The organism is Paraburkholderia sp. 32, assembly GCF_050435345.1.
Classification (GTDB): Bacteria; Pseudomonadota; Gammaproteobacteria; order Burkholderiales; family Burkholderiaceae; genus Paraburkholderia; species Paraburkholderia tuberum.
The window spans coordinates 115,262-138,529 of record NZ_JBNDKD010000003.1; the positions used below are offsets into that span (position 1 = coordinate 115,262).

General features: G+C 56.3%; 19 protein-coding genes and 3 pseudogenes. 8 read left to right on the top strand and 14 right to left on the bottom strand.

What is annotated here, in order from left to right; genetic code table 11:
• Window positions 1-93: 93 nt before the first annotated feature.
• The 4 genes and pseudogenes from OKW26_RS23205 to OKW26_RS23220 all read right to left on the bottom strand — a co-directional run bounded on the left by OKW26_RS23205 (window position 94) and on the right by OKW26_RS23220 (window position 4,576).
• A complete protein-coding gene (locus OKW26_RS23205; protein WP_429355359.1) occupies window positions 94-1,245 on the bottom strand; it encodes an IS110 family transposase in 1,152 nt (383 codons plus the stop codon).
• 219 nt (window positions 1,246-1,464) lie between these two features.
• Window positions 1,465-1,701 (bottom strand): annotated as a pseudogene (locus tag OKW26_RS23210) (IS110 family transposase); the annotation flags it as partial.
• A gap of 81 nt (window positions 1,702-1,782) precedes the next feature.
• The gene (locus OKW26_RS23215; RefSeq protein WP_429355360.1) at window positions 1,783-3,171 is read right to left on the bottom strand and encodes an MATE family efflux transporter; all 1,389 of its coding nucleotides are present in this window, start codon (window positions 3,169-3,171) and stop codon (window positions 1,783-1,785) included.
• 307 nt (window positions 3,172-3,478) lie between these two features.
• A complete protein-coding gene (locus tag OKW26_RS23220) occupies window positions 3,479-4,576 on the bottom strand; it encodes an NAD/NADP octopine/nopaline dehydrogenase family protein (protein WP_429355361.1) in 1,098 nt (365 codons plus the stop codon).
• Between the two features lie 643 nt (window positions 4,577-5,219).
• Between OKW26_RS23220 and OKW26_RS23225 the strand changes: the two are divergent.
• Window positions 5,220-5,372 (top strand): annotated as a pseudogene (locus OKW26_RS23225) (transposase); the annotation flags it as partial.
• Here the strand turns inward: OKW26_RS23225 and OKW26_RS23230 are convergent.
• The 3 genes and pseudogenes from OKW26_RS23230 to OKW26_RS23240 form a co-directional block, all read right to left on the bottom strand.
• Window positions 5,330-5,641, bottom strand: coding sequence for an IS3 family transposase (locus OKW26_RS23230; protein WP_184062901.1), 312 nt, complete (start codon window positions 5,639-5,641; stop codon window positions 5,330-5,332). The pseudogene OKW26_RS23225 and the gene OKW26_RS23230 overlap by 43 nt on opposite strands.
• 18 nt (window positions 5,642-5,659) lie before the next feature.
• Window positions 5,660-6,497, bottom strand: a pseudogene (locus tag OKW26_RS23235) (transposase); the annotation flags it as partial.
• Window positions 6,498-6,636: 139 nt separating this feature from the next.
• The gene (locus OKW26_RS23240; RefSeq protein WP_184062899.1) at window positions 6,637-7,536 is read right to left on the bottom strand and encodes a LysR substrate-binding domain-containing protein; all 900 of its coding nucleotides are present in this window, start codon (window positions 7,534-7,536) and stop codon (window positions 6,637-6,639) included.
• A gap of 208 nt (window positions 7,537-7,744) precedes the next feature.
• Between OKW26_RS23240 and OKW26_RS23245 the strand changes: the two genes are divergently transcribed.
• From OKW26_RS23245 to OKW26_RS23255, 3 genes are read left to right on the top strand one after another with little or no spacing between them, the layout of a single operon-like run.
• Complete coding sequence (locus OKW26_RS23245; protein WP_429355362.1) at window positions 7,745-8,890, top strand: NAD(P)/FAD-dependent oxidoreductase; 1,146 nt, start codon at window positions 7,745-7,747, stop codon at window positions 8,888-8,890.
• Window positions 8,865-9,242 (top strand): (2Fe-2S)-binding protein, encoded by a 378-nt coding sequence (locus OKW26_RS23250; protein ID WP_409259537.1) that lies wholly within the window; start codon window positions 8,865-8,867, stop codon window positions 9,240-9,242. Before OKW26_RS23245 ends, OKW26_RS23250 begins: the two co-directional genes overlap by 26 nt.
• The gene (locus tag OKW26_RS23255) at window positions 9,239-10,630 is read left to right on the top strand and encodes an FAD-dependent oxidoreductase (RefSeq protein ID WP_429355363.1); all 1,392 of its coding nucleotides are present in this window, start codon (window positions 9,239-9,241) and stop codon (window positions 10,628-10,630) included. The genes OKW26_RS23250 and OKW26_RS23255 overlap by 4 nt, the downstream gene beginning before the upstream one ends.
• Window positions 10,631-10,991: 361 nt before the next feature.
• On the opposite strand, the gene OKW26_RS23260 is transcribed toward OKW26_RS23255, so the two are convergent.
• The 7 genes from OKW26_RS23260 to OKW26_RS23290 form a co-directional block, all read right to left on the bottom strand.
• Window positions 10,992-12,137 carry a porin gene (locus tag OKW26_RS23260; RefSeq protein WP_429355364.1) on the bottom strand — a complete coding sequence of 382 codons (1,146 nt, stop codon included), beginning with the start codon at window positions 12,135-12,137 and terminating at the stop codon, window positions 10,992-10,994.
• 143 nt (window positions 12,138-12,280) lie between these two features.
• Window positions 12,281-13,075, bottom strand: a complete 795-nt coding sequence (locus OKW26_RS23265; protein WP_429355365.1) for an ABC transporter ATP-binding protein — start codon at window positions 13,073-13,075, stop codon at window positions 12,281-12,283.
• Between the two features lie 70 nt (window positions 13,076-13,145).
• The gene (locus OKW26_RS23270) at window positions 13,146-13,859 is read right to left on the bottom strand and encodes an ABC transporter permease (RefSeq protein ID WP_429355366.1); all 714 of its coding nucleotides are present in this window, start codon (window positions 13,857-13,859) and stop codon (window positions 13,146-13,148) included.
• A 4-nt stretch (window positions 13,860-13,863) separates the two neighbouring features.
• Entirely contained in the window at window positions 13,864-14,553 is a 690-nt protein-coding gene (locus OKW26_RS23275; protein WP_429355367.1) for an ABC transporter permease, read from the bottom strand.
• A 316-nt stretch (window positions 14,554-14,869) separates the two neighbouring features.
• Window positions 14,870-15,649 (bottom strand): ABC transporter substrate-binding protein, encoded by a 780-nt coding sequence (locus OKW26_RS23280; RefSeq protein ID WP_429355368.1) that lies wholly within the window; start codon window positions 15,647-15,649, stop codon window positions 14,870-14,872.
• 114 nt (window positions 15,650-15,763) lie between these two features.
• Window positions 15,764-16,258: an NAD/NADP octopine/nopaline dehydrogenase family protein gene (locus OKW26_RS23285; protein WP_429355369.1), complete on the bottom strand. Its 495-nt coding sequence runs from the start codon at window positions 16,256-16,258 to the stop codon at window positions 15,764-15,766.
• A gap of 247 nt (window positions 16,259-16,505) precedes the next feature.
• Window positions 16,506-17,069: an MFS transporter gene (locus OKW26_RS23290; RefSeq protein WP_429355370.1), complete on the bottom strand. Its 564-nt coding sequence runs from the start codon at window positions 17,067-17,069 to the stop codon at window positions 16,506-16,508.
• An 877-nt stretch (window positions 17,070-17,946) separates the two neighbouring features.
• On the opposite strand from OKW26_RS23290, the gene OKW26_RS23295 reads away from it, so the two are divergent.
• From OKW26_RS23295 to OKW26_RS23310, 4 genes are all read left to right on the top strand, one after another.
• Window positions 17,947-18,249 (top strand): hypothetical protein, encoded by a 303-nt coding sequence (locus OKW26_RS23295; RefSeq protein ID WP_429355371.1) that lies wholly within the window; start codon window positions 17,947-17,949, stop codon window positions 18,247-18,249.
• A gap of 84 nt (window positions 18,250-18,333) precedes the next feature.
• Window positions 18,334-19,101 (top strand): ABC transporter substrate-binding protein, encoded by a 768-nt coding sequence (locus OKW26_RS23300; RefSeq protein ID WP_184062880.1) that lies wholly within the window; start codon window positions 18,334-18,336, stop codon window positions 19,099-19,101.
• A gap of 213 nt (window positions 19,102-19,314) precedes the next feature.
• Window positions 19,315-20,718 (top strand): MmgE/PrpD family protein, encoded by a 1,404-nt coding sequence (locus OKW26_RS23305; protein ID WP_429355372.1) that lies wholly within the window; start codon window positions 19,315-19,317, stop codon window positions 20,716-20,718.
• A gap of 373 nt (window positions 20,719-21,091) precedes the next feature.
• Window positions 21,092-22,255 carry an enolase C-terminal domain-like protein gene (locus OKW26_RS23310; protein WP_184062876.1) on the top strand — a complete coding sequence of 388 codons (1,164 nt, stop codon included), beginning with the start codon at window positions 21,092-21,094 and terminating at the stop codon, window positions 22,253-22,255.
• The last annotated feature ends 1,013 nt before the right edge of the window (window positions 22,256-23,268 follow it).

Sequence of the window (23,268 nt, forward strand, 5' to 3'; positions counted from 1 at the left end):
GCCCCATCTAGATACACGGTCATCCGCAATGGGTAACCCGAGGGCGTTCCGGGCGCGTTGACCTTTACATGCTGTCGCTGCAACTCATATGGTTCAGGCCGTCACGGTGTTAGCCTGTCCCGACTTGAGTATCGCGCCCTCGGGGATCTCGCCGTGCTCGAGAAATCGCCACAGGGCGATTGCCAGACGCCGTGCGAGCGCCACGATACCGATGCGCCGCAGCCGCTTGCCGGTTCCGGCAAAGCGCTGGTTGAACCAGTGGCTGAGCTGGCTGCCGGGCTGCAGGCGCAGCCAGCTCCAGGCGAGCTCAACCATCAGCCAGCGGCATCGTTTGTTGCCCGCCTTGCTGATGCCCTGTTCAACCTCGCTGGTGCCACTGGCGTATGGCGTGGGCGTCAGGCCCAGGCAGCCGGCCAGTTCCCGGCGGTTGTGAAACTGCCGCCAGCCAAACAGTTCCCTGACCAGGGTCCACGCGCTGCCTGTACCGATGCCAGCGAGCTGTGCCAGCAACGCCATGCCGGGATGTGCGCCGCTGCGTACCTGCTGGTCCTGCTGCACTTCGAGCGTGCGGATCTGCTGGCGCACCAGTGCGAGCCGCTCACATTCGCGCTCAATCTCGGCGCGCAGACCGGGTGCGAGCAGCTCGCACTGCCGGGCCCACCAGTGCGTCCAGATCCGGCCGCCGACATACCTGATCCGGAGGTTGTGCAGCACCAGCAGGGAACGGATCCGGTTGGTATGCGCGGTGCGCTCATGCCGCAGGCGTTCGAGCTCGCGGTGCAGGCGCCGGTCGTCTTCCTGCTCAGGCGTGGGGATGCGGGCCACCGCCCACACGCGCCGCTCGCCGGAGTGGTAGCGCATCAGCATGGAGAGCAGCTTGTCGCTGTCAAGCCGGTCCGTCTTGGCGCGACGGGCACGGCGGTTCACCTCGATACTGGCCGAATCCACCACGAGATTGACGATGCCGTGTTCGGTCAGCCAGCGGTGCAGCCAGAAGCCGTCACGGCCAGCCTCATAACAGCTGTAGACCGGTGCATCGGCGCCGAGATGGCAACGCGCTCTCGCGTTCGCGACGGCGGTGAGAACCGCCGTGGTGTCACCCGCTGCGACTGTACAGCGGCTGGGCGCGCGCTGGCCATCACCCAGTGAGAGCTTCCAGTTCTTCTCGCCCAGTTCAAAAGCCATGTACAGCCGGCCACCTGCCGTCGTATTCTGCCCACGGAGGGCTGTGTTAGGCGTATCCATTTGCGTGCTCCTTCGGAGAAAACGAGTGTGCAACTCCCGTTTTACTCCAGTCGGGCTTACTGCCACTGCCCTCCCACATAGCATCTAGTTCATGAAGTGTGTTCGAAGAAGTCCGGCTGATCGTTGGAGACCTTGATGCGCAAGCCTTTGCATCGTCCGCGACGAACCAGCACGGCGTCGAGCCCGCCGCGCTTTACACGCTGCAACACCGTTTGACGGGCAAGCTTCACTGCTCTTGAAGATTTCATCTATCTCGGCAGCAAGTTCGTCGAGCCATTGCTGCAGTGCCTTCAGTTGCTCGAGGTACATCGAGCCAAGCCGTCTGAGCAACGTGGTGATGGGGGAATCGGGATTGTTGACGAGCTCAACCACTCCTTTTCTCAATTGCGGAAGCCCGACCGGGAAGATCACACCCTCTTCAGCAAACATACTCCAGATCTGATTCGATTTCGCTGTGTTCCTACTACCGTGAACATAGGTCGCGGTGCGGGGCCCACTGGGCGGCCGGCATTTCGATGACACCGGGCATACGAGACGTCATCGAGTACATTGAGAAATGATTCGCCGGAGGTGCTTGCAAATTGCTTTACTGCCACCGCTGGCAACCAGTGACATGATCAGTGCGCTCGGCAGCAAACCAAAAAAAACGCCGCACCAGACCCCGGTTGCTGACACGAGATTCACGCTGCCGAGCCAAAGCCGCTGCGTTGCGAACCCGTCTCCCAGAACCGCAACACCTATCCACAGGCTAATTATCTGCACAAATGCGGGAAACGCATTAATGCCAAGTGCACGCAGAGCCGCTGCGGCACTAGTTTGAAGGCAGTCAACGAAAATCACTAATGACAGGAAGATAAGAATTCTGTTCGAGATCGACAAAACTCTCTCGTCCGCCGTATGAAGTCGGAAGACAGCGGCTCCAAAAAACATATGTAAGCTGGCAAGTAAGAAGCCGACTGCCATCGTGACGAAGATCGCCGTTCTTGCTTTGCGGCCCGCTGCAATTTGTCCCTCAATCCCGAATGCTTGACTTATCTTGACAGAAAATAAAACTGCAAGGGAAACGACCAATGTGTACCCGACGTTATAGACGTTAGAGACGATTTGATGGGCGCTCAGCTGGTCAGCGTCGAACTTGCTTATCAATATAGTCATGTATCCGAATGCTGCAACTTCGGAAAGCGTCGAAAATGCGACGGGGAGGCCAGTTCTCAAGAGAACCACCAACTGAGATGGCTCTCGAGACAGAAAAAAATCAAATCGGAATACGGAAAATCGCCTATCGAATAAAAATAGAAGCGTGGCGCCTATACCCATGATATAGAAGGCAATGGTAGTTGACAGACCACAACCAATCAGGCCAAGCTGGAAGTGTGGGCTGTCGACCAGCGCTAGGGATAGGGTAATTTTTGCTATTAAACCAATGCCTTGCAGTGCTGTAATATAGGCTGTGGCCCGAATCGAGTTTGCGATGCAGGCTATAATTCGAAAGAGGATGAACGGCAAAGCGCTAAACGTGAGAGCATCAAGATAATCTTGAGTCGCGACCACTAAATAGGGTGATTGGTTCGACCAATGATGGACTGTCGAAAAATACTTCATAACACAGAAAAAGAATGAAGCAGCAAAGATTCCAGACGCAAATCCGTAGTAAGCGATGTATTTAAGTGTTGCTACGGATTTCTCTGCTATAATTCTCGATGCATTTATGGTGATCGACGAAAAAAACGCGGTCATGATTACACCAAGTGGACCGTAAATCGCGTTCCCCAATGCCAGCGCACCGAGGAGATCTGGCCTTCTGTTGCCGACGATAAGAACGTCTGCTACGGCATAGGCAACTACGAACAGTTGCCCGACCCAAATCGAAAAGAAGAAAGAAAGATCGCGACTTAAATTGACTAAAGATGGTTCATGTTCGGACACTTGAAATCTCCGGTGTCAGGAAACCAGTACCCTAGACGTGTATGCAAGGCGCTGCTCTACGTCGTCGCCTTCTAGCGCTTCGCGATCATTAAGCGGAGTGACGCAAGTGTTCCGTCTCCGACGGCGGTTTAACAGAAAGCTGGTCGACAAGATGTCCCACAGGCGCAGTCTAGTTGGCAAACGTGTCGAATAGGATGTCCAGAGGACGACGAACGAATCGCTTGTCCAAGGCGATCGGTTTCCGGTAGCCCGACTGCTTTCTTAGCGACTGCTTGCCCCTGCCGAAATCGCACTGTTTTCTCTGATGTCACATCGCCCATGGGAGGTGCCAAGTCGCGCTATCAATAAACCGCAACAGTTCTATTTTCGACATGTGATCCATGCCAAGGCGCTTCAAATTGCGGCCACTTTTAAAGTAGTCAACGCCGTTGATGACCGACGCGATGTCCACCACAGCCTTGATGGTCGGAGCCTGGACTTCTACTCTCGAGCCAAGCTCGTACCAAGGGACCAAAATATAGGGTACATCCTCTGACACGTATCTGTCTTGCATGTGAGTGGGCGCTATCTTCTTCGCGTTGTGAACCTTAGTTTGCGACGCGAAATCCGAAAATTTCTCACAAGCCCCACCGTAGAAACCGACCATTTCCTGCAAAACCGTCTGCAGTCGAAACCCGAAGGCTTCCGCGATCTTCAGGCGCTCGGCGTCTACCGCCTCTATAACGTTCCCGACTGAGGGCGAAATCCCATCACGATAGAACAGGAAGTCTCCTTTCCTACTTTCTATCCAACCTGTGTTCAGGATTCCTGCCGCCGGATGAATAACACCATTATTGGACTGCATTCCGATTTCAAAAATGTTGTTGCACCACAGGAGCGTCTTAGGAAATATCTCGGAGATTTGCGACCCCTGCTGCTCCCCCATATTGTTCGGAAGCGCTGCGATGGGGAGGCTGCTCTTGACTCCGGCGATAGACACTTCGCCGTCCTTGACCCAAGATGCGTATGGAGAAGCGTTGGTTTCTAGGATGGCCTGCGCGTTCAACTCGCTATGACCGAGCAAAGCGAAGAAGTTGCCATTGATGACTACGATAATGTGATTACTGAGATCGAAGCCCTTCAAATTATTAATAATGTCGGCGTGCCCGTACGATGGCACAGTGACCACAAGAAAGTGTGAAAATCGTACCGCATCGGCCATCTCGGTGGTTAAAATTGGGTTAAATTCACCTTCTATCTCCATACTAGAGGCAAGGCAACCTTTTTTCCGGATCGCGTCAATATTGCCTCGGTGTTTGGGATGACCATAAAGAAGAACATCAACTCCTCGGCTGGCAAGATCAGCCGCGAAGGTGCACCCAGTATTTCCGGCGCCGATGATTGAAACAGGCAGCTTTGAAGACATCGCCTCTCCTTCTTCACAAATTGTAATTCGAATGATAGGTCTCGTAGAACCCCTCGCCTAAAATGAAAATTAATGTCAATGTGCAGATCCGACACCGCTGCCAACAGAGACTTGCAACAATCGCGCCAACTGCCAAAAAGCAGTCAAAAAGTTTTCCGCTTGCCATGCCAATGGTCGAATAGAGCCCCGTGGGGCGCCCGGCTGATTACCACTGTGTCGCGGACTCGACAAAGCTCACATCTGCTGCAGGGTTGTCGAGTTCGCGACATATCGGTAGGTGCTCTGGTCCGTCTATGAAAGCCCCCATTTTTGACAAGCGGGTCTGATGGGTCGTCGCTCAAGATTTCGGGGGCGCGAATGGCGACGGGAGAAACTGGACGCGTGCAAATGGCTCGGTGAAGAGAGGCGATAGTGTTATTGCCGATAGTGCAGGATGTTTGCGGAAGCAGGGCCACGGTCGAGGAGATAGATGCGGCAATCGTTGGTCAAGGACACGTTAGCGGCTCCGTGCCTCGGGGAAGGGCGCGCGAGGGGAACTACACAGGCCGAGCGACAGAGATGGCGCCAAGAATTCGGACATTTCGTTGAGTGGAAAAGCTGGGGCGTGAGTCGGCCATAATGGCTGGCGACAAGGAACCAGAAGATGACGAAACGAAACCGACGGACACACTCACCGGCGTTCAAGGCAAAGGTGGCCCTAGCGGCGCTCAAGGGCGACAAGACGCTGGCAGCGCTGGCCCAGCAGTTTGAGGTTCATCCGAGCCAGATCACGGACTGGAAGAAGCAACTGCAGGAGTGGGTTGTCCACGGCCGGGCGGCGGGTCGCCTGTCACGACCACGACGCTGCCTGGCGGTGGACAACCCGCGCGTCGATAAGCTTTGACCTTGCGCATGCAGGTTTTCGAACTCGAGCGGCGAACAGTAACCGATGCTGCTGTGCAGGCGGCGTATGTTGTACCAGCTCTCCAGAAACGAGAACAGACGCCGCCGTGCCTGTTCGTGGGTCGCGAAGTGTTCGCGACAGAGCAGTTCGGCTTCGAGTGTGCCGAAGAACGACTCGCACATCGCGTTGACGCTCCTATGTCAAGCGAAGGCTGTAGAGTCAGCTAGATCGGCGAGAATGAGAGGGTAAAGTTCTCGCACTATGTACCGCTTCAGGCAGCGGTGAATTTCCTTCTTCGAGATATCCTCATGGCTGCGACGTTGCACGTACGCTTTCGTCCTCGGGTCACTACGCATCCGGACCATCGCTATTGTCCATAGCGCGTTGTTCGCGGAACGGTTTCCCCCGCGATTCAGTCGATGCCGTACTGTTTTCCCGGATGAGGCCTGGAGAGGGCTCGTTCCGCAAAGTGCTGCGAGAGACGCTTCATTTTGAGGCGTTCAGGGTTGTCGCCGGCAACAGTAACGAGTGTCGCGGCGGTGTGAGGTCCGACACCGAAGCGCCCCCTAAGCCGACAAGCGTACTGGTTGGTAAGCTTCTCCAGCATTGCATCGAGCGTCTTCAGTTCTTCCTCCAAAGCCACCCACCGCTTGGCCAGCAAGCGAAGCGTGATGGCCAGAGTCTGCAACATGGGAGTGTTGCCAGCGACCTGACTCGAGCGCAGTTCGCAACGCACTCGGCCATCTTCGTGCTTGAAAGGCGTTGGCGAACGTCTTGGGGTGCGTTGGCGAGCAGGCTTCTCAGCTGATTGATGGCTTGGGTTTTCGCCTTAACAGCACTTCGCCCAGCGCGCATAGCCTCAGCAGCGCCCGATTTGTCTTTTGGGATGGCTGCGGCCTTGCCCGAAAGGACGGCGCGTGCAGCGCTTTCGGCGTCGGTGGTATCGGATTTGCCGCGAAACCTGCGATCTGCGCGGCCCGGCCGGTTCACTTCCCGAACTTCAATCTCATGATCGAGTAGAACGCGCGTCAGCCCTGCGTCGGATTGGATGCAGTTTTGCCGATGGAGCAGCCAGTCGGGGGCGCCGGCGCGGCAATCACGGTTGTGTCTGGCCCTCACAGGTGCAAACGATCGCGCGCGGCAGAAAAACCGTCCGGCGTTCTACGCATAGGGATTTTTACTGCCAGCTTGTTATTTCCAGTTCGAACTGGTCTCGCAACAACGCAGCGAATTCCTCCGCCAATTGTGAGACTGCTCTGTGCGGAGGATAGAGAAGGAAGTTGGGGTAGTTGACGGATGGTGAAAAGGGCAGAACCTTGATTCCCTGGCCTACATAATCCGTAGCCACCAGGGGATGGGCCAATGTAACGCCGAGCCCGAGCTTTACCATCTCGCAACATGTGGCACTGTATTGCGCTTCGAGCGACAGCACGCGTTCGACCGCCTCCTGCTCGAAGACACGGTCGGTTTCTTCCCTCGAGCCATCTCCATGCACGAGCGAGATGTATTGCTCGCCGCGAAGGTCGGTAGCCTTTATTCTGCTTTTTCCAGCGAGACGATGGCTTTTCGGCAAGAGGCAAACGACCTCTGCGTCAGGCAGCGCAATCGCCTGGCAGGTAGCGGCGGCAGATACGAACGCGACGATTCCGACGTCGCAGAACTGTGACGAGACCCATTGCTCTACCGTGTTAGACGTATTCGTATGGATCGATACGGTCACATCGGGGCGGGACTGCCTGAAGCGCTGCACGACTCTGGGAAGGAAGCTCATCCCGATGCCGGGGATTGACGCAATGCGCAGGCGGCCGCTGCCGAGATTGCGAATGCTGTCGGCCGCGTACGCGAGGCTTTTCAGCCCGACGAAGACGCGCTCAACCTCGCGAAACAGAGCTTTTGCCTCCGGCTTTGGACTGAGACGTCCACCGGAGCGCTCGAAGAGAACGAGCCGCGTATCGGCCTCGAGTTGAGTAATGAGCCTGCTCACGTTGGACTGAGAAGTATGCAGTTCTTCGGCGGCGCCGGTGGTTGAACCGGCTTGCATCACTGCGCGGAAGGCCTCGATTTGACGTAGCTTCATCTTGGCTATCTCGTTTCGGCATAGGGTTGCATTATATTGGTATTTGACTGCATAGGAAGGGGCCGTCAACATCCGTACTACTACGCACGTGGCTCGTTGGTAGCGAAGACGCTTCAGGCAAAGCCGATGCTTTTTTCTCTGCTGCGCGAGGCGCATACAGGAGGGGCGAGCAACGGCGAGGAATCATTATCTTGCGCGAGGACGCAGTATGAAGACACACCATTTGACGGGCTCCTACGATGCGATTGTCGTCGGCGGTGGGTTGGTCGGGTCTGCTGTCGCCTATGGCATCGCCCGCGAGGGCGCTCAAGTCCTCGTTATTGACGAGGGGGACGACACGTTCGGCGCGTCGGCGGGCAACTTCGGCCTGGTCTGGGTGCAGGGCAAAGGTATCGGACAACCCGCGTACACTACATGGACCCGGGAATCCGCGGCGCTCTGGCCATCATTCGCCGACGCCTTGCGCGATGAAACCGGCGTGGACGTGCAGTTGCTGCAGCCGGGCGGTTTTGATTTGTGTTTCTCAGATGGCGAGCTCGAGGAGCGTGGAAAGCAGCTGCTGCGGCTATCGAACGACGCCGGTGGCGACTATCCTTTCGAGGTTCTCGGCCGCGCGGACCTGAAGGCCCGGATACCGGAAATTGGCGGGTCCATCGCTGGCGCAACGTATACGCCGATGGACGGTCACGTGAATCCGCAAAAGCTACTGCTCGGCTTACGAAGAGGCTTGACCAACCGCAAAGCACACCTCGTTAACTCCGAGAGGGTGGTGCGCATTGACTCCCAACCCGGCGGATTCGTTGTATGCGGACAGCGGGGGCACTGGTGCTCTGCACGGGTCGTGCTCGCTGCGGGTCTGGGCAACAAGGACCTTGCGCCCATGGTCGGATTACAGGCTGCCGTCGTGCCAATACGCGGTCAAGTCCTCATAAGCGAGCGCGTCGCGACGTTCCTTCGCTTCCCAACCGCCACAGTGCGGCAGACGGATGAAGGCACCGTCCAATTGGGCGACTCACTTGAGAACGTCGGCTTCGATAACGGTGTCACAACGGACGTGCTCTCGGAAATAGCAACGCGCGGGGTGAAAGCTTTTCCACTGCTTCGTGAAGTTCGGCTCGTGCGGGCATGGGGGGCTCTCCGCGTGATGACTCCGGATGGATTCCCGATCTACGAGGAGTCCGCGATCTGTCCCGGGGCCTTCAATATCAGCTGCCATAGCGGGGTAACGCTTGCCGCGGCGCACGCGCTGCGGCTTGCGGGTTGGACAACCGGCGAACGGCGAGTTCCGAATTTCCAGTCGTTTGCCGCGGATCGCTTCCGAAATCAATATGAATCATTTTCCCATGTCGATTGAACCGCTCTTCGAGCAACTGCCGGTTGCGCAAGGTCCAAAGGTGCGCATTACCTTCAACGATGTACCTTATGAGGTGCCTGACGGAATGAACCTGGCTGCCGCGCTCCTTGGTGCGGGTGTTCGACGTTTCCGCAGTACGCCTGTGAGCGGATCCCCGCGGGCACCCTATTGCATGATGGGTGTTTGCTTCGAGTGTCTGGTCGAGATCGACGCGACTCCGAACTGCCAGAGCTGTCTCGAAAGCGCGCGTGACGGCATGGTCATTCGGTCACAAGAAGGCGTACGGCAGGTGCTGGCCGAATTCAGCGCTGAGTCAGCAAGCACGATTGGTGGAAAGGGGCAGCGTCAATGATGCCAGAATCAGTTGATGTCGTAGTTGTCGGTGCAGGACCAGCAGGCATGAGTGCCGCGACCACCGCCGCGCAGGCGGGACTTAAGGTTGTGCTGCTTGACGAACAAATGGCAGTTGGCGGCCAGATCTATCGGTCTATTACCCGCGCCGACGACAAACGCATTGACTTGCTAGGGCCGGACTACGCGTCTGGAAGCACTATCGCTGTGGCTTTGTCCGCAAGCAATGTCCGTCATGTAACCGGTGCCCAAGTATGGTTTGTGAGCAGAGAGCATGCGGTACATTACACGCAGCAAGGGCAGAGCAAGTCCCTGGTGGCGCGTCACGTTGTGCTCGCCACGGGCGCCATGGAAAGACCATTTCCGATTGTCGGCTGGACTACACCTGGAGTGATGACCGCCGGCGCCGCGCAGATTCTGCTGAAAGCATCTGGCACGGTACCTAGGCAGCCGGTCGTGCTCGCAGGCTGTGGACCACTACTCTATCTGCTTGCCTGGCAGTACTTGCGTGCGGGCGTGCCCATCCGGGCCTTCGTCGAGACGACTGGTCTTGCAGACAAATTCAGAGCGGCGAAACATTGGTCGAGCGCCCTATTGGGATGGCGCGACTTGACGAAAGGCCTCAACTTGTTGCGAGCGCTCAGAAGGGCACGCGTACCAGTATACCGAGGTGCAACAGAGCTGCGTGTTGAAGGCGAGCCGGTTGCCACAGCACTGACCTTCATAGCGAGCAAGAAGCGTCAACGCATTGATGCTCCACTGATACTTCTGCATCAGGGGATTGTGCCAAATACGCAAATCACCTGGTCGCTTCAGGCATCGCATCATTGGGACACGAACCAACTGTGCTGGGTTCCGGACCGCAACGACGTCTTCGAGCTGGACGTGCCAGACGTTTTCGTTGCAGGCGATGGTGGCGGCATCGCTGGCGCGAAGGCCGCGGCGACGCAAGGACAGATCTGTGGGCTTGAGATAGGCCGCCGTCACGGCAGGATCGAAAGACGTGAGTTTGATAAGCGGCTCGACAGCTTACGCTCGGAGCATGCCGGGCATCTTAGCGTACGGCCGTTTCTCGATGCGCTATATCGACCTTGCGACGGAACACGAATTCCGGCAGATGACGTACTGGTCTGTAGATGCGAGGAGGTCACGGCAGCCGAGATCCGGCAATCGGTAGCGCTTGGATGCGTTGGTCCCAACCAGACCAAGGCGTTCAATCGATGTGGTATGGGCCCCTGCCAGGGCCGACTATGCGGGCTGACAGTCACGGAGATCATCGCGCGAGAGCGTCGTGTCTCCCCGGAAGTCGTCGGCTACTACCGGATCAGACCACCCATAAAACCTCTTACACTTGGGCAGTTGGCGTCAATTGGCGACCATGCCGAATAACACGTGCAACGTTGAAACAGGATGCCGCAATCAGCAATGTAATCGCTACGATCCACACGGACAGCAGTTACGACAGACCCGGGAAGACGCGCTTCATCTACGACGTTCACGGTGACTGAATCCTGATTTTCAAAAAAGGGAATTTTATGATAATCCGTCAAGGAATTACTGGAAGGCTGAGCAAAGCTTTGGTGGTGAATGGCTTTGCGTTTCTATCGGGTCTGACTGACGTTGCCCGCGAATTTCGGATCCCTTATCTGAAGGCCGTCGGAACGGACAAGTCCCGCATCGCGGTTGCGAACATCTGGCTGCGGGACGTTCGTACATTGTAAGAAGTTCAAGCTACGGCCACATGGCATGCTCAGAATTTGTGACGAATGGCGACACGAGCGACGACCTGGTTCTTGCTCGACGACACGTCAGCGGCACCTGGCACATAAGCGAAGTCGAGCACAGTTCCGGTCCGGTCGCCGCCAACGTGCTGATAGACGCCCTGAACATATAGATCGGTGCGTTTGGACAGGTTGTAATCGGCCATCCAACCAACCATTTGGTAGCTTGGGTTAAGCTTGCCTGCGGTACTGTTGAAGTCGGCTCGCGTGTATGTGTACATGGCCCCCGCATAGAACGCCGGGGTGAACTGATACTTGCCGTTTATTTCGAAATTCTGAAAGCGCAGGCTGGAAAGCGTGCCTGCGGCCGGGGTAATGTCACCGACGTATCCGGATGCAGTCGGATTAGCTACGTACGTGTTCGTGTACGCGACACCAACATTAGCGGACCCGAAGGTGTAGCTCGCGCCTGCGCCGAAAATACGCAATTTGCTTCCTACGAAGTTCTCGTCGCCTTCATTATTGATCGCACCGCCGGCTGTAGCCGATGGATTGTTGGCCTGCAGATACGCCGCCGCGAGAAGCAGTCCACCGGTGGTGTACTGCGCACCGAGGCTGTATTGGCGATTGTTGGCAAAGTTCGTATCGTTCGAGAAGCTATACGTGCCGCCAAACTGAAACCCTGCGATCGTCGGGCTGGTGTACTTTACGGTATTGTTTACGCGGAAACTGTTGTCCGTGTTGTCATTGTCATAGGGGTGCGAAAAAAGGTAGCCCGCCCAGTTGCCGTTCGCGGTGGTCTGCGCCAGGTAGTCGACGACCGAATCATACTGTCGACCCAATGTCACGGAACCGAACTGATTCGAGGAAATTCCGACGTATGCCTGACGGCCGAACATCAGCCCGCCTTGCCCGAGTCGACCATTGTTGGCATTGAAGCCGTTCTCCAGTTTGAAAATCGCGCTCAGCCCGCTGCCAAGACCCTCTGTTCCTCTAAGACCCCAGCGGCTACCTTGAGCGTAGCCGCTCTGGAGTTCATATACTTTCGAACCTGCGACATTGTTGGTGTAATCGAAGCCTTCATCAATCAGACCGTAAAGCGTCACAGTAGATTGAGCGAATACCGGAGTTGCGATAGTGGAAATAAAAAGTACAGCAAGTGTGATTTTTTTCATTAAAGTCTCCGAATATTAAAATATAATTACGTGAAAACGTCCTTGTCGACGGACCCAAATTAACCACGCCTGATTCGTATCCGATCTATCAGTAATACTGACGAAAAATAAGACGTCGCCGGCAGTTTTCTCACGGTCGCGGGCTACTTCAGGCTGCCAGAGAGAAACTGCCTGAGTCGTTCGCTGCACGGCTTGCTCAATACTTCCTCAGGAAGCCCCTCTTCCTCCGTGCGTCCTTTATGAAGAAACACCACATGATTTGATACGTTGCGGGCGAACCCCATTTCATGCGTAACCACAATCATTGTGCGTCCTTCGTCTGCGAGCTTTTGCATTACCTTGAGAACTTCACCTACCAGCTCCGGGTCGAGTGCAGATGTTGGTTCATCGAACAGCATCACGTCAGGGTTCATCGCCAACGCGCGCGCAATCGCGACACGTTGCTGCTGCCCTCCGGAGAGATGCGAGGGATACTGCTTCTCCACGCGCGGCGCGAGTCCGACTTTCTCCAGGTATTCACGCGCGCGCTCTTCGGCCTCGCGACGCGGCAGCCCGAGCACATGTATCGGCGCTTCAACAATGTTCTCGAGAACGTTCATGTGCGCCCAGAGATTGAAATGCTGGAACACCATCGAGAGTTTCGTCCGGATACGCTGCAGCTGCTTCGGGTTCGCGACGTCGAGATAGCCGGATTTATTGGACTTCGTCTTTACGGCTTCGCCATCGACCGAGATGCGCCCGGAGTTCGGTCGCTCAAGAAAGTTGATGCAACGAAGAAACGTACTCTTTCCCGAGCCACTTGCCCCGATGATGCTGATAACGTCACCCTTGTTTGCCTTCAGGGACACGCCCTTGAGCACCTCGTGGTCTGCGAAGCGTTTATGGATGTCATGAACTTCTAACTTGCAAGTTTCCGTCTGAGTCGTGCGCCTCAACATTCTGATCCCTTATCGTTACGTTTAAAGCACCGGTGTGTCGGACACCTTGGCTGGACACCAACGTGCAAGCTTAGTGAGCACGCGGTCCGAGGTAGCCGAGCCAGTGGCGTTCAGCACGCCGGAACACAGCAACCAGCGCGAAAGAGATGGTCAGGTAAAGAAGCGCGGCAATACCAAATGCCTGGAACGACTGGTAGGTTGCTGAGTTGGCATCGCGGGCGACCTTCAGGATATCGGGCACGGTCGCCGTGAAAGCAACCGAGGTGGCATGCAGCATAAGGATCACCTCGTTGCTGTAGAGAGGCAGGGACCTTCGCAACGCGGAAGGGATGATGATGCGTCTGTACAGGGTGAACCAGTTCATTCCGTACGCGCGTGCTGCCTCAACTTCACCGTGAGACATCGAGCGCATCGCGCCAGCGAATATCTCGGTCGTGTAGGCGCAAGTATTAAGCGCAAACGCAACAATTACGCAGTGGTAACCGCTTCGAAAGAAGGCATCGGTAAGCTCATGCGACCGAATAAAGTCGAAGCTATAAATACCCGTATAGATCAGAAGCAATTGCACGTACAACGGTGTGCCCCGGAAGACATACGTGTAGAAACGCACGGGCATGCTTATGCATCGATTCGCGGAGACACGAGCCACCGCGAGGGGCACCGCCATCAAAAAGCCGACTACGAGAGATGCCACCAGCAGCCAGAGGGTGACGGCGAGGCCGGAGACGCGCTGCCCGTCCCAATACAGGAAAGCGCGCCAGAACTGGGTGAGGATATCGATCATGAGCCTAGAGTTCCGCGTGACGAACGCCAGTCGAGAATCGTTTCTCGAGCCTGAACAGCATGAAATTGGAGATGGTTGTCATCGCGAGATAGATGAGCGCGGCACACATGACAAAGAAGAACATTTTGAACGTGCTCTTACCCGCATCCTGTGTGGCCTTTACGACGTCTGCCAGGCCGATAATGGAGACCAGCGCAGTCGCCTTGACCAGAACCTGCCAGTTGTTGCCGATGCCCGGAAGTGCGAAGCGCATCATTTGAGGAAACAGGATGCGCCGGAAAACAAGAACCCCATTCATTCCATAGGCGGCGCCCGCTTCCAGTTGACCGCGCGGCACTGCAAGGAATGCGCCCCGAAAGGTTTCCGTGAAGTAGGCTCCATAGATGAAGCCGAGTGTCAGGACGCCTGCCGCGAACGGGTCGATGTCAAATTGCGCGAGACCCAGGGCGTCGGTAAGATTGTTGACCGCGATCTGGATGCTGTAAAAGACAAGGAGCATCAGGACAAGGTCTGGTACCGATCGTATCAAGGTCGTGTACGCTGAGCCGATTGCGCGAAAACCACGATTTAGCGAGAGCTTCGCGACGGCGCCCATGAGGCCAAGGACAACCGCGGCCGCTAGCGAGAGCATCGACAATTCAATTGTCCGCACAGTGCCGGCCAGCAACTGCGGACCAAATCCGAATAGAAACACATGCGTCTCCGTGCTTGTTATAGGTAGAAAACGGCGAGCCGAAAGCCCTCGCATCTCTGTTGTGCGGCAACCATTCAGTCACCCAGGCGGCAAGGAAAATCGCGGCGGCTCGGAAGGGGCACTCACCGGGCACGCAGCAGCGTCTTGTCCCACATCTCCTTCAACAAAGGCGTGGGAGAACAGAATAGGTAACGGCCCCTTTTCCGATGGCCATTGGTTAGCCTGACGGTCTCCAAATGCCGGACTTTGGCCGCTGGCGATTGGCACAAACTTGGCCGACGTTTTCGCAAGTTCTATCTGGATAGTTGCAGGCACGTCAGCCGCCATAGATGTCGAAGCTGAAGTATTTCTTTGAAATCCTGTCGTAGGTGCCGTCTTTCCGGATGCTATCGATAGCGCCGTTGACTGCGTCAAGCAGGGCCTTGTCGCCTTTCCTGATACCGATGCTTACGCCCGGGCCGAAGATGCTTTCGTCCTTGATGGCCGGACCTCGCGCGAAACCGAAATCACGACCCTGCGCAGTATTCAGGAATCCCGACTCAGCCGTTGGCCCCGAAACCAGTGCTGCATCGAGCCGCCCATCCGCGAGGTCATTCCACACCTGGTCTTGCGAAGGGTAGGGCACAATGTCAACTCCATTCGTCCAATGCTTCCGTGCATAGGCTTCCTGTGTGCTTCCCTGCAAGACTCCGATATGCTTTCCGTTGAGCGATTCGGGCATTGCCACCAGAGCCGAGCCGCGCCTTACAACCAGCGCTTCGAAGTTGGCGTATATCTTGTGGCTGAAATCGATTGCCTTCGCGCGCTTCCCGGTCTGCGACATTGACGAATTGATCGCGTCGAACTTGCGCGCCTGCAACGCGGGAATCATGCCGTCGAACGAGTTTTCAACCCAGACGCACTTCACCTTGAGCTTCGCGCAAATTGCATTACCCAGATCGATGTCAAATCCAACGAGATCGCCACTCGGGGTTTTCGACTCAAATGGCGGGTAAGCGCTGTCGACTCCGAACTTAAGTTCCTTTCCATCGTACGCGAATGCCGCAAATGGAATGGACGTTGCGCACAGGGCGACCAGCAGCGTTTTAATGTTCATTTTGGTTTCTCATAAATTCCAAGTCCGGATTTTCGGCATAGTACTTCTGCTTTTATTGCGTCGGTGGCGTCGGACTCGGACGCCCCTCGAGCGCATCGCCGGATGTAATGGCATCTAGGTTGGAACGGCATAGCCGTCGACTACAAGCCTCTTGAGGGTGTCGATTTGAAGCGGTCCAATCTCGGGAAGAATGTCGTTGTCCGCCACAAAGTACCGACCGTAACAGGTGCCGAGAATTGCCACGCCGCCCTCGTGCAAGGGCGCTCTCACCCCAGCCAGTTCGGCGAGTCGAAGCGTCGGTACCAACCCGAACGGCACTTCTTCGAGCACGTAGCGTGTGGCGATGTCTCTCGGGCCGGGCGGATCACTCCCTTGCCGGACAAGTTGCTCCGATATTGCCGAAAATGAGTCACCAACCACGCCAAAAGACAGCCTGCAATGATCAAAGGTCGTTCTCACTGACTTTCCGAATGCTGCTGCAATGGTAAGTGTCTCCTGGTCTAGACGGGCTCCCGATGGAGACCAGACTTTCGGTTTATGTCCATTCTGTATGAGATACGCCGCATAACCCAAAGCGATTGCGCCGGCTCCTACGATTGTCACTTGCATGTGCCTTCCACCTTGAAATAGTCCACTGACCGTGCACGACCTAGGCGGTTATGTAATAGATTTCTCAGCCCAAGCCCGAACCCATCGCTGTTTAGGAGAGGGCAAACGAAACGTCACCTACACGTTCTTCGCAGATGAGATAGCAAAATGGCAGACGCCAGCCCCACGAATCGATCTGTTGCGGCGACAGATAACGATTCGCGCCGTAGGCGAATAGCGACGCCGCCAGTACGGCGAGACCTGACGTCTACCATTGCAAGCCACCGAAAAACCCCCTGCTGTTCACATCCTGTTCGGTGAGGAAGGAATTGGCCGCTCCGAACTCGCCGCCCGCCGAAAAGCCTTGCAGCAGGCGTCTCGCCACTAGAATCACCGGCGCGAGCACGCCGATCTTGTCGTATGTCGGCACGAGGTTAATCGACGCAGTGCCGCACAGCATCAGGAACGCCGTGCGGCTTAGCGTGAATCGCCGACCGTACTTATCTGCGACGACCCCGAGGATAATTGCACCGACGGGCCGGATGAGGAACGAGCTAGCGAAGGTGAGAAGGCTGAGCAACAGCGCCGATTGTTCGTCCCCGGTCGGAAAGAACAGCTTGGACACGGTGATTGCGAACATCGCGTATACGAGCAGGTCGAACCATTCGAAAAACGTGCCGAAGTTGGCGGCGATGACATCGCGGACCGAATTTTTTACGGGCGTCGCGCAGACACCGGCGTCAAGGGTGTTGGTTCTGTTCGGCATCTTATCTCCTTTGCAGTCGGCGCCGGTCGGATTGTTGCCGCGGGAGCCGTTATAGAGACGCGCCATGCGCGCGCCGCGATTTAAAACAACAAGCTTATGCAGGACAAGCGATATGGAGGATCGAATCGTTGCGCGCAGCAGGGCGAGCGGCCCGATCTTTTAGTACATGGGGACGTCGGCACAGTGCGCCGCAAGCTGCCGGCCGGCCCAGGACGCGGCCGCCTGAACGATGTATGCGCAATTCAGCGGGCCGCGCACCTGGATTGGCGCGGACCGACGAGTGCCGCCACGCGGCCACATGATCGCCGAGATATCTCTTCGAGAGGCCGAGCCTCATTTTCCGTCTTTCATCATTTCGACACCTCAATTGCGGATTACGCCACCCGACAATGCATGAGCGGCATGAGCGGCATGAGCAGGATGGTGTGCTGCCGACGTGAACGACACAATGCCGTCAAAATAGGTCCGGTATTCGAAATGCGTATAGGGGGTTTTCCCCCCATATGGCTCGGCTCTGCAATTCAGTGGCCTCGCTGAACGAACTTAATGCCAGCCGCGGCTATGGACCGAGCAGGCCTTGACTCGGCGAACACGCGTCGGATGCCGGTGCGGTACGGCGCACGGAGCAGGCCCACGGCCGTCGATAGGGCCGGCACCACCGTCGCGCTGCACCTGCCGAAGGCTGGCAACGATGTCGCCCCAAGGGCGCGAAGCGCAGCAATGAGACAGGCACCGCGCACACCGATAACGATGCAGGGTTTTTCGCATGGGCAGTACATCGGGCCAGTTTCAGCCTCGCCTCAACGAAGTCAGGGAATACCCTTATCCACTTTTCAAATAGACGACCGCCTTTGGCGACATTGTTTATCGGACGGTGAAGCGCGAACATTCACCCATGCCGCCATGTTCCGGGCGGACCAGGCCAAGAATGGGAGCGCATGCAATGACTAAAGACGGAAAAATGAGGCTCGGCCTCTCGATGAGATATCTCGGCTATCACGTTGCCGGCCGGAGGCATCCGGATGTGCCGGCGGACGGAGCGCTGAGCTTTGCACATTTCCTAAACACGGCCCGCAAGGCGGAAGCGGCGCATCTCGACATGGTTTTCTTTGCTGACGGTCTTGGGATCCGCGCCAATGACAATCCGAAAGGATCACTTGCGCGTGACATGCGGAATGCAGAGTTGGAACCGATCACGCTTCTCGCCGCACTGGGTGCAACCACGTCACTGGGCGGCTCGCACTGAGCCAAAAGTACTACCGAAAAGTCGTACGTTTTAAATGAATAGCTTAACCAATCACAAATTCGATATATAAAGAAAGGAGCGGAGATGAGACAACTGGTAGCCTCCACTGTGCTTTGCCTGCTGGCGTCTTCTGCGTGCGCCACAGATACTCTGCGCTTCGGCACTGAAGCAGACTATCCGCCGTTTGAATATAAGCTGCCAAGCGGAGAATTGGCAGGTTTCGATATTGACATCGGCAATGCTATTTGCGCGAAACTGCAGGTCAAATGCAAATGGGTTGAAAGTTCGTTCGATGGCCTCATTCCCGCTCTTGAGGCGCGCAAGTTTGACGCCATCAATTCGGACATGTGGGCCACGGAACAGCGCGAAAAAGTAATTGATTTCACATCCGTTATTTACGCGACCTCGGCCCGTTTGGTGGCGCGCTCGGACAGTCACATCCTGCCGAACGTAGAATCGCTCAAAGGCAAGCGCGTCGGTGTTCAACAAGGTGGAACGCAGCAATATTACGCAGAACAGAAGTGGGCGCCGGGTGGCGCTGTCGTAGTTACATATCCGAGTCAAACCCAGGTATACGCGGACTTGGCCGCCGGTCGAATTGATGCTGCCTTGCAGTCGCAGCAAAGCGCGGAGGACAATTTTCTGAACAAGCCCGAAGGCAAAGGGTTTGCGCTGGTTGGCCCGCCACTGACCGATGAGAAGATATTTGGCCGCGGAGTTGCTTTCGGCGTCCGCAAGCAGGATCCGGAGCTCAAAGCTCGCCTTAACGAGGCTATCGCCTCCTTGAAACAGGATGGCACGCTCAGCAAGATTGCCAAAAAGTATTTTCCGTATCAGATCGTGACTCCCTGAAATTCCCGCCAATTCCAACGTGGAGTTTCGCGTGCTTGGGACCAAAAGCGACTATATATCGAGATTACTGCACACCCGCGCAACTTCTGCGGAGAAATCTCGCACAATGGAAAGCAGGAACGAGCTCATTGAGCAAAGCGAAGAAGGTTCGGGAGAGAAATCTCGAAGAGCCGTGCATGATACGAGGAAGGACCCTATGAAGAGGAAGCAGCTATGAAGTCGCCGGTGGCATATCGGGACCCGCACACTACAGTCGTCGACCTGTTCGCATCCTATGTCGAAGAGGCTCGAGACAGGCCTGTTCCGCAGCACGTTTCGGATGTCGCCATAATGCATATTTTTGATCTCATAAGTGCGGCTGGGGCAGGCATCTATGAGCAGATCGCGGTCGTCAGCCGCGACTTAGCTCTGGAAACCTTTCGGCGTGGGCGCGTACCGATCTGGTTCACAGGCGCCGCCAGTTCCGTCATTGGAGCCGCCTGGGCGAACAGCGCCGCCGCTTCGGCGCTCGATCTTGACGACGGGGATCCAGTGGCGCGCGGCCATCTCGGAGCGGCGGTTATTCCCACCGCTTTCGCCGTGGCCCATGAAGTCGGCGCGACATTCGACGAAATCGTGCGAGCCATTGTTATCGGCTACCAGGTCGGTGCGACGATCGCTACCGCGCGCACATCCTATGGTACGACCGGAACTTGGGCTCCCTATGCTGTAGTCGCGACAGCGGGCGCGCTCCGTGACATCGGCAGACGTGTATTGGCGCACGCACTTGCAATTGCGGGGGAAGCGGCGCCGAACTGCGCGCTTATGAGTGCTCCTGCGCCCCATGACCCGCTCCCCGAAGGCAGTGACGTAAAGGAGGGGATTCCTTGGTCTGTCGTAACAGGCCTAAATGCCCTGGAGGCGGCTCAGAAGGGCATGACCGGACCACGAAATATTCTCGATAGTGTTCGTCATTACAAGTTTCCCGTTGATCTCGACGAGGTTATTCGTTCCGGTTCACGCATCAGGGATAGCTATTTCAAATTCTATTCCTGCTGCCGACACATCCATGGTCCGCTGGATGCGCTGCAGGAGTTAATGGCAAAGAACAAAATCAAAGCGCCAGATATTCAAGAAATTAAAGTCGAAATTTACGACGACGCAATGCGTCTTGAAAACAGGTGTGAGCCCCAAAATCTGCCGGACATCCAATATAGCATCCCCTACTGTCTCGCACTCGTAGCTCTTTTCGGGCCGCAGGTCTTGCTGCCACTCAGTGGGGGGGCTCTGAATCGCAATGACGTATCTGCTCTTGCTCGAAGAGTTTTGCTGTCGTGTAGCGCAGATATTGAAGCGGTATATCCGCAGCAAACGCTATCGCGCGTGACTATCACGTGTGGCAGCGGAACGTTTAGCTCTGGAGATACCGTTCCGAAGGGCAAGGGCGAGCATGTTACCTGGCAGGAGCTCGAGTCGAAGTTCAAGATGGCGACGCGCCTTGTCGCCCTTCCGGCACAGCAGAACGGGATCGTTGAGGCCGTACACCAAGCCCGGGCGGGAAATGCGTCAAGCTTGATGACCTGTCTCGCGGAGGTGAGATTTGACGAAGTGGACCGACGCACGAGCAACGAAGGCTAGTTATCTCTAGTAGGAGAAGTTATGAAGCTATCTACACCGAAAAATTAATGATGGGTTGGCGGGTGTGGTTTGAGCCGTTTAAACGACGTAGGATTTGCTTTGCTTAGGCCGATTCGAATCATTTCCGGGAGATCACATCCACCATGAAGTGGATCCTAAGCTTCCGGTACTGGAGAATAATCGCCTCTGCTGATATTTCGCGAAAGGCGATTGGCGCGGGCCACCCGACTCTCGTGCGTGCTTTGGGCATCTGCCAATTAAACCGGCACTTCTACCAGGTGCTAAGCGCAGTAATTAAATTTGATAGAAGAAACAGCGCCTGCGGATCTGCAGATGACTAATCTTCTGTCTGTGACCTTTTCCAGGAAATGTGATGCGAGATGGATCCGACGTTAATGCGATGGCACGGGTGGTCGCAGCCGAGGTGTTCGAAATTGAGGCGGCGCTTGTTACCCCATACAAGCTGTCCGAAGGAACACTGGTGTCAACACGCGCCGTATTGCTCAAACTGACGGACGCCGATGGCGTTGAGGGCTGGGGCGAGGCCAATCCTTACGATTCCTTTACCGGAGGCACGGCAAGCGATGCTGCACGTGCCCTAAAGGAAACACTGCTGCCTGCAGTCATGGCATCTTCGGCTCCCACCCCCGGTTGCATCGACGAGGAACTCGATACACGGCTCGCTGGACACCTCAGCGCCAAGGGGGCCGTGACGATGGCTCTGCTCGATATACTCGGCAAGCGGCTCGGTGTCCCCGTTGCAACGCTACTGGGCGGGGCGCTGCGGGAGTCACTTCCAGTGGTTTGGCCGCTCAGCAATGGTACATCCGAGGAAGACATCCGCGTGATCGACCAGCGGATTGAGCAAGGATTCTCAAGCTTCGCGTTAAAGATGGGTACGTCGCCAATACGTAGCGAGATACAACGGGTGGCTGACCTGGAGGCGCGTTACGGGAGCCGTATAACGCTGACCGCCGACGCTAACGAAGGCTGGAACCGCGAGGAAGCTCGTGAGTTCCTGAAAGGAGTTAGTGGCTCCCGGCTTGCGTTCGTCGAACAGCCGTTGGAGAAGTCTGATCTGGAGGGAGCGGCGTTGTTGGCCAGGGACAGCAGGCTTGCGATCTCAGCGGACGAAGCGGTGGCTGAACTCTCGCATGCGGCGCGGATTGCAAGCGTCGGTGCCGCTAGTGTCTTTAGTGTCAAGAGCAGCAAAAATGGAGGCCCTTTGCGCGCTCAGCGCATTGTGGCGGTAGCACAGGCGTTTGGGATTTCCTGCTACATGAATTCGATGATCGAGTTCGGCGTGACGCAAGCCGCGTCATTGCAGCACGCCGTAACCATAGGGAATCTCGTCGACGTCGGCCACGCCTTTATGTCAACGTTACGGCTCGCCGAGGACCCGACCGATTTTTCTTCATTCGTGCGCAAGGGGGTAGTGCATCTTCCTGAGAGAGCGGGATTGGGTGTGGAGGTAGACGAGTTCCATGTGCGTCGCATGGCGGTAAGTGGATTTCATCTTCGCCGCTCACCACAGTGAATTGCCAACAACAGCATGTCGGATGAAAAGCATGACGGAATGCGAGACACGACCGACTCCGCTAGCAGTATTCTGATTGAGGATACTGCTCCGGTTCAGGGCCCTTCGCCTCAACAAGGAGGCGAATCGACAACCTGATGCTTGCAAACCGCTCGTGTGGGAGGCTCGCGCGAGCGCGACCCTTAATTCTGTGCCTGAGTGCAGTGCGGATTGCACGTCATGCGCTTTGAGGGATATTTATCACCGGCTCTACTCCTATCCGACGAGCGTTATTCGCGTGAATCAGATTCGTGTTTGGCCCCAGTGCGCAGATCTTCGCCGCGGATCGGGTGCTGTGAGCCGGTGGCTATACAGAGTGTACTGAAGGCGCCTAAAGCGCGTAACCAATCGCAATGCCGTTCGGCAATCTTGCCGACGTATCCCGACGAGAGCGGGTCGGCTACATACATAGGTATTCGAATATGCCGACGTTAGCCTAACCGAACGGAAATGAAGCCTTCATTGATCAGGCCATGACCTTCACAAAGGATGAGGAAGTTATGACGATTGTAGGAATGTCGTTGAGAAATATGGTGGAGGGTTGGCGCCCGACCCGAAGAGAGGATTTCGAGTCAGCCATTACGGACGATCCAGCACGGGACGTTACGTTTGCGTCGTCGCAGACAACGGAGGCGGGTCAAGGGCGATGTTCTTTTTTCGACACCGAAACGGAAAATGGTGCGTCTTTCCACCCGATCCAGAGAGACCTGCCATACGCATCGCCGAGATTTCGTATGCCCGGGACTGAGGGTGAAAACAAGCGTCAGGCTGAACATTCAGAGCTCGGTCGGTGCCACCGACGATGCGCCAGGGACTTTCTTCGTGTGCTGTGGGTGAGCGATCGTTGATCGCGGTCAGTTTTTCCACGTCCTGATCGTGGTTGCGTGGCCGGTTCGCTGCGATCATCGAACACGTGCCGGCCGGGAACCGGTGAATGCGTGTTCCGCGCCACGCGCGGCTACGCGGCGTGCAGC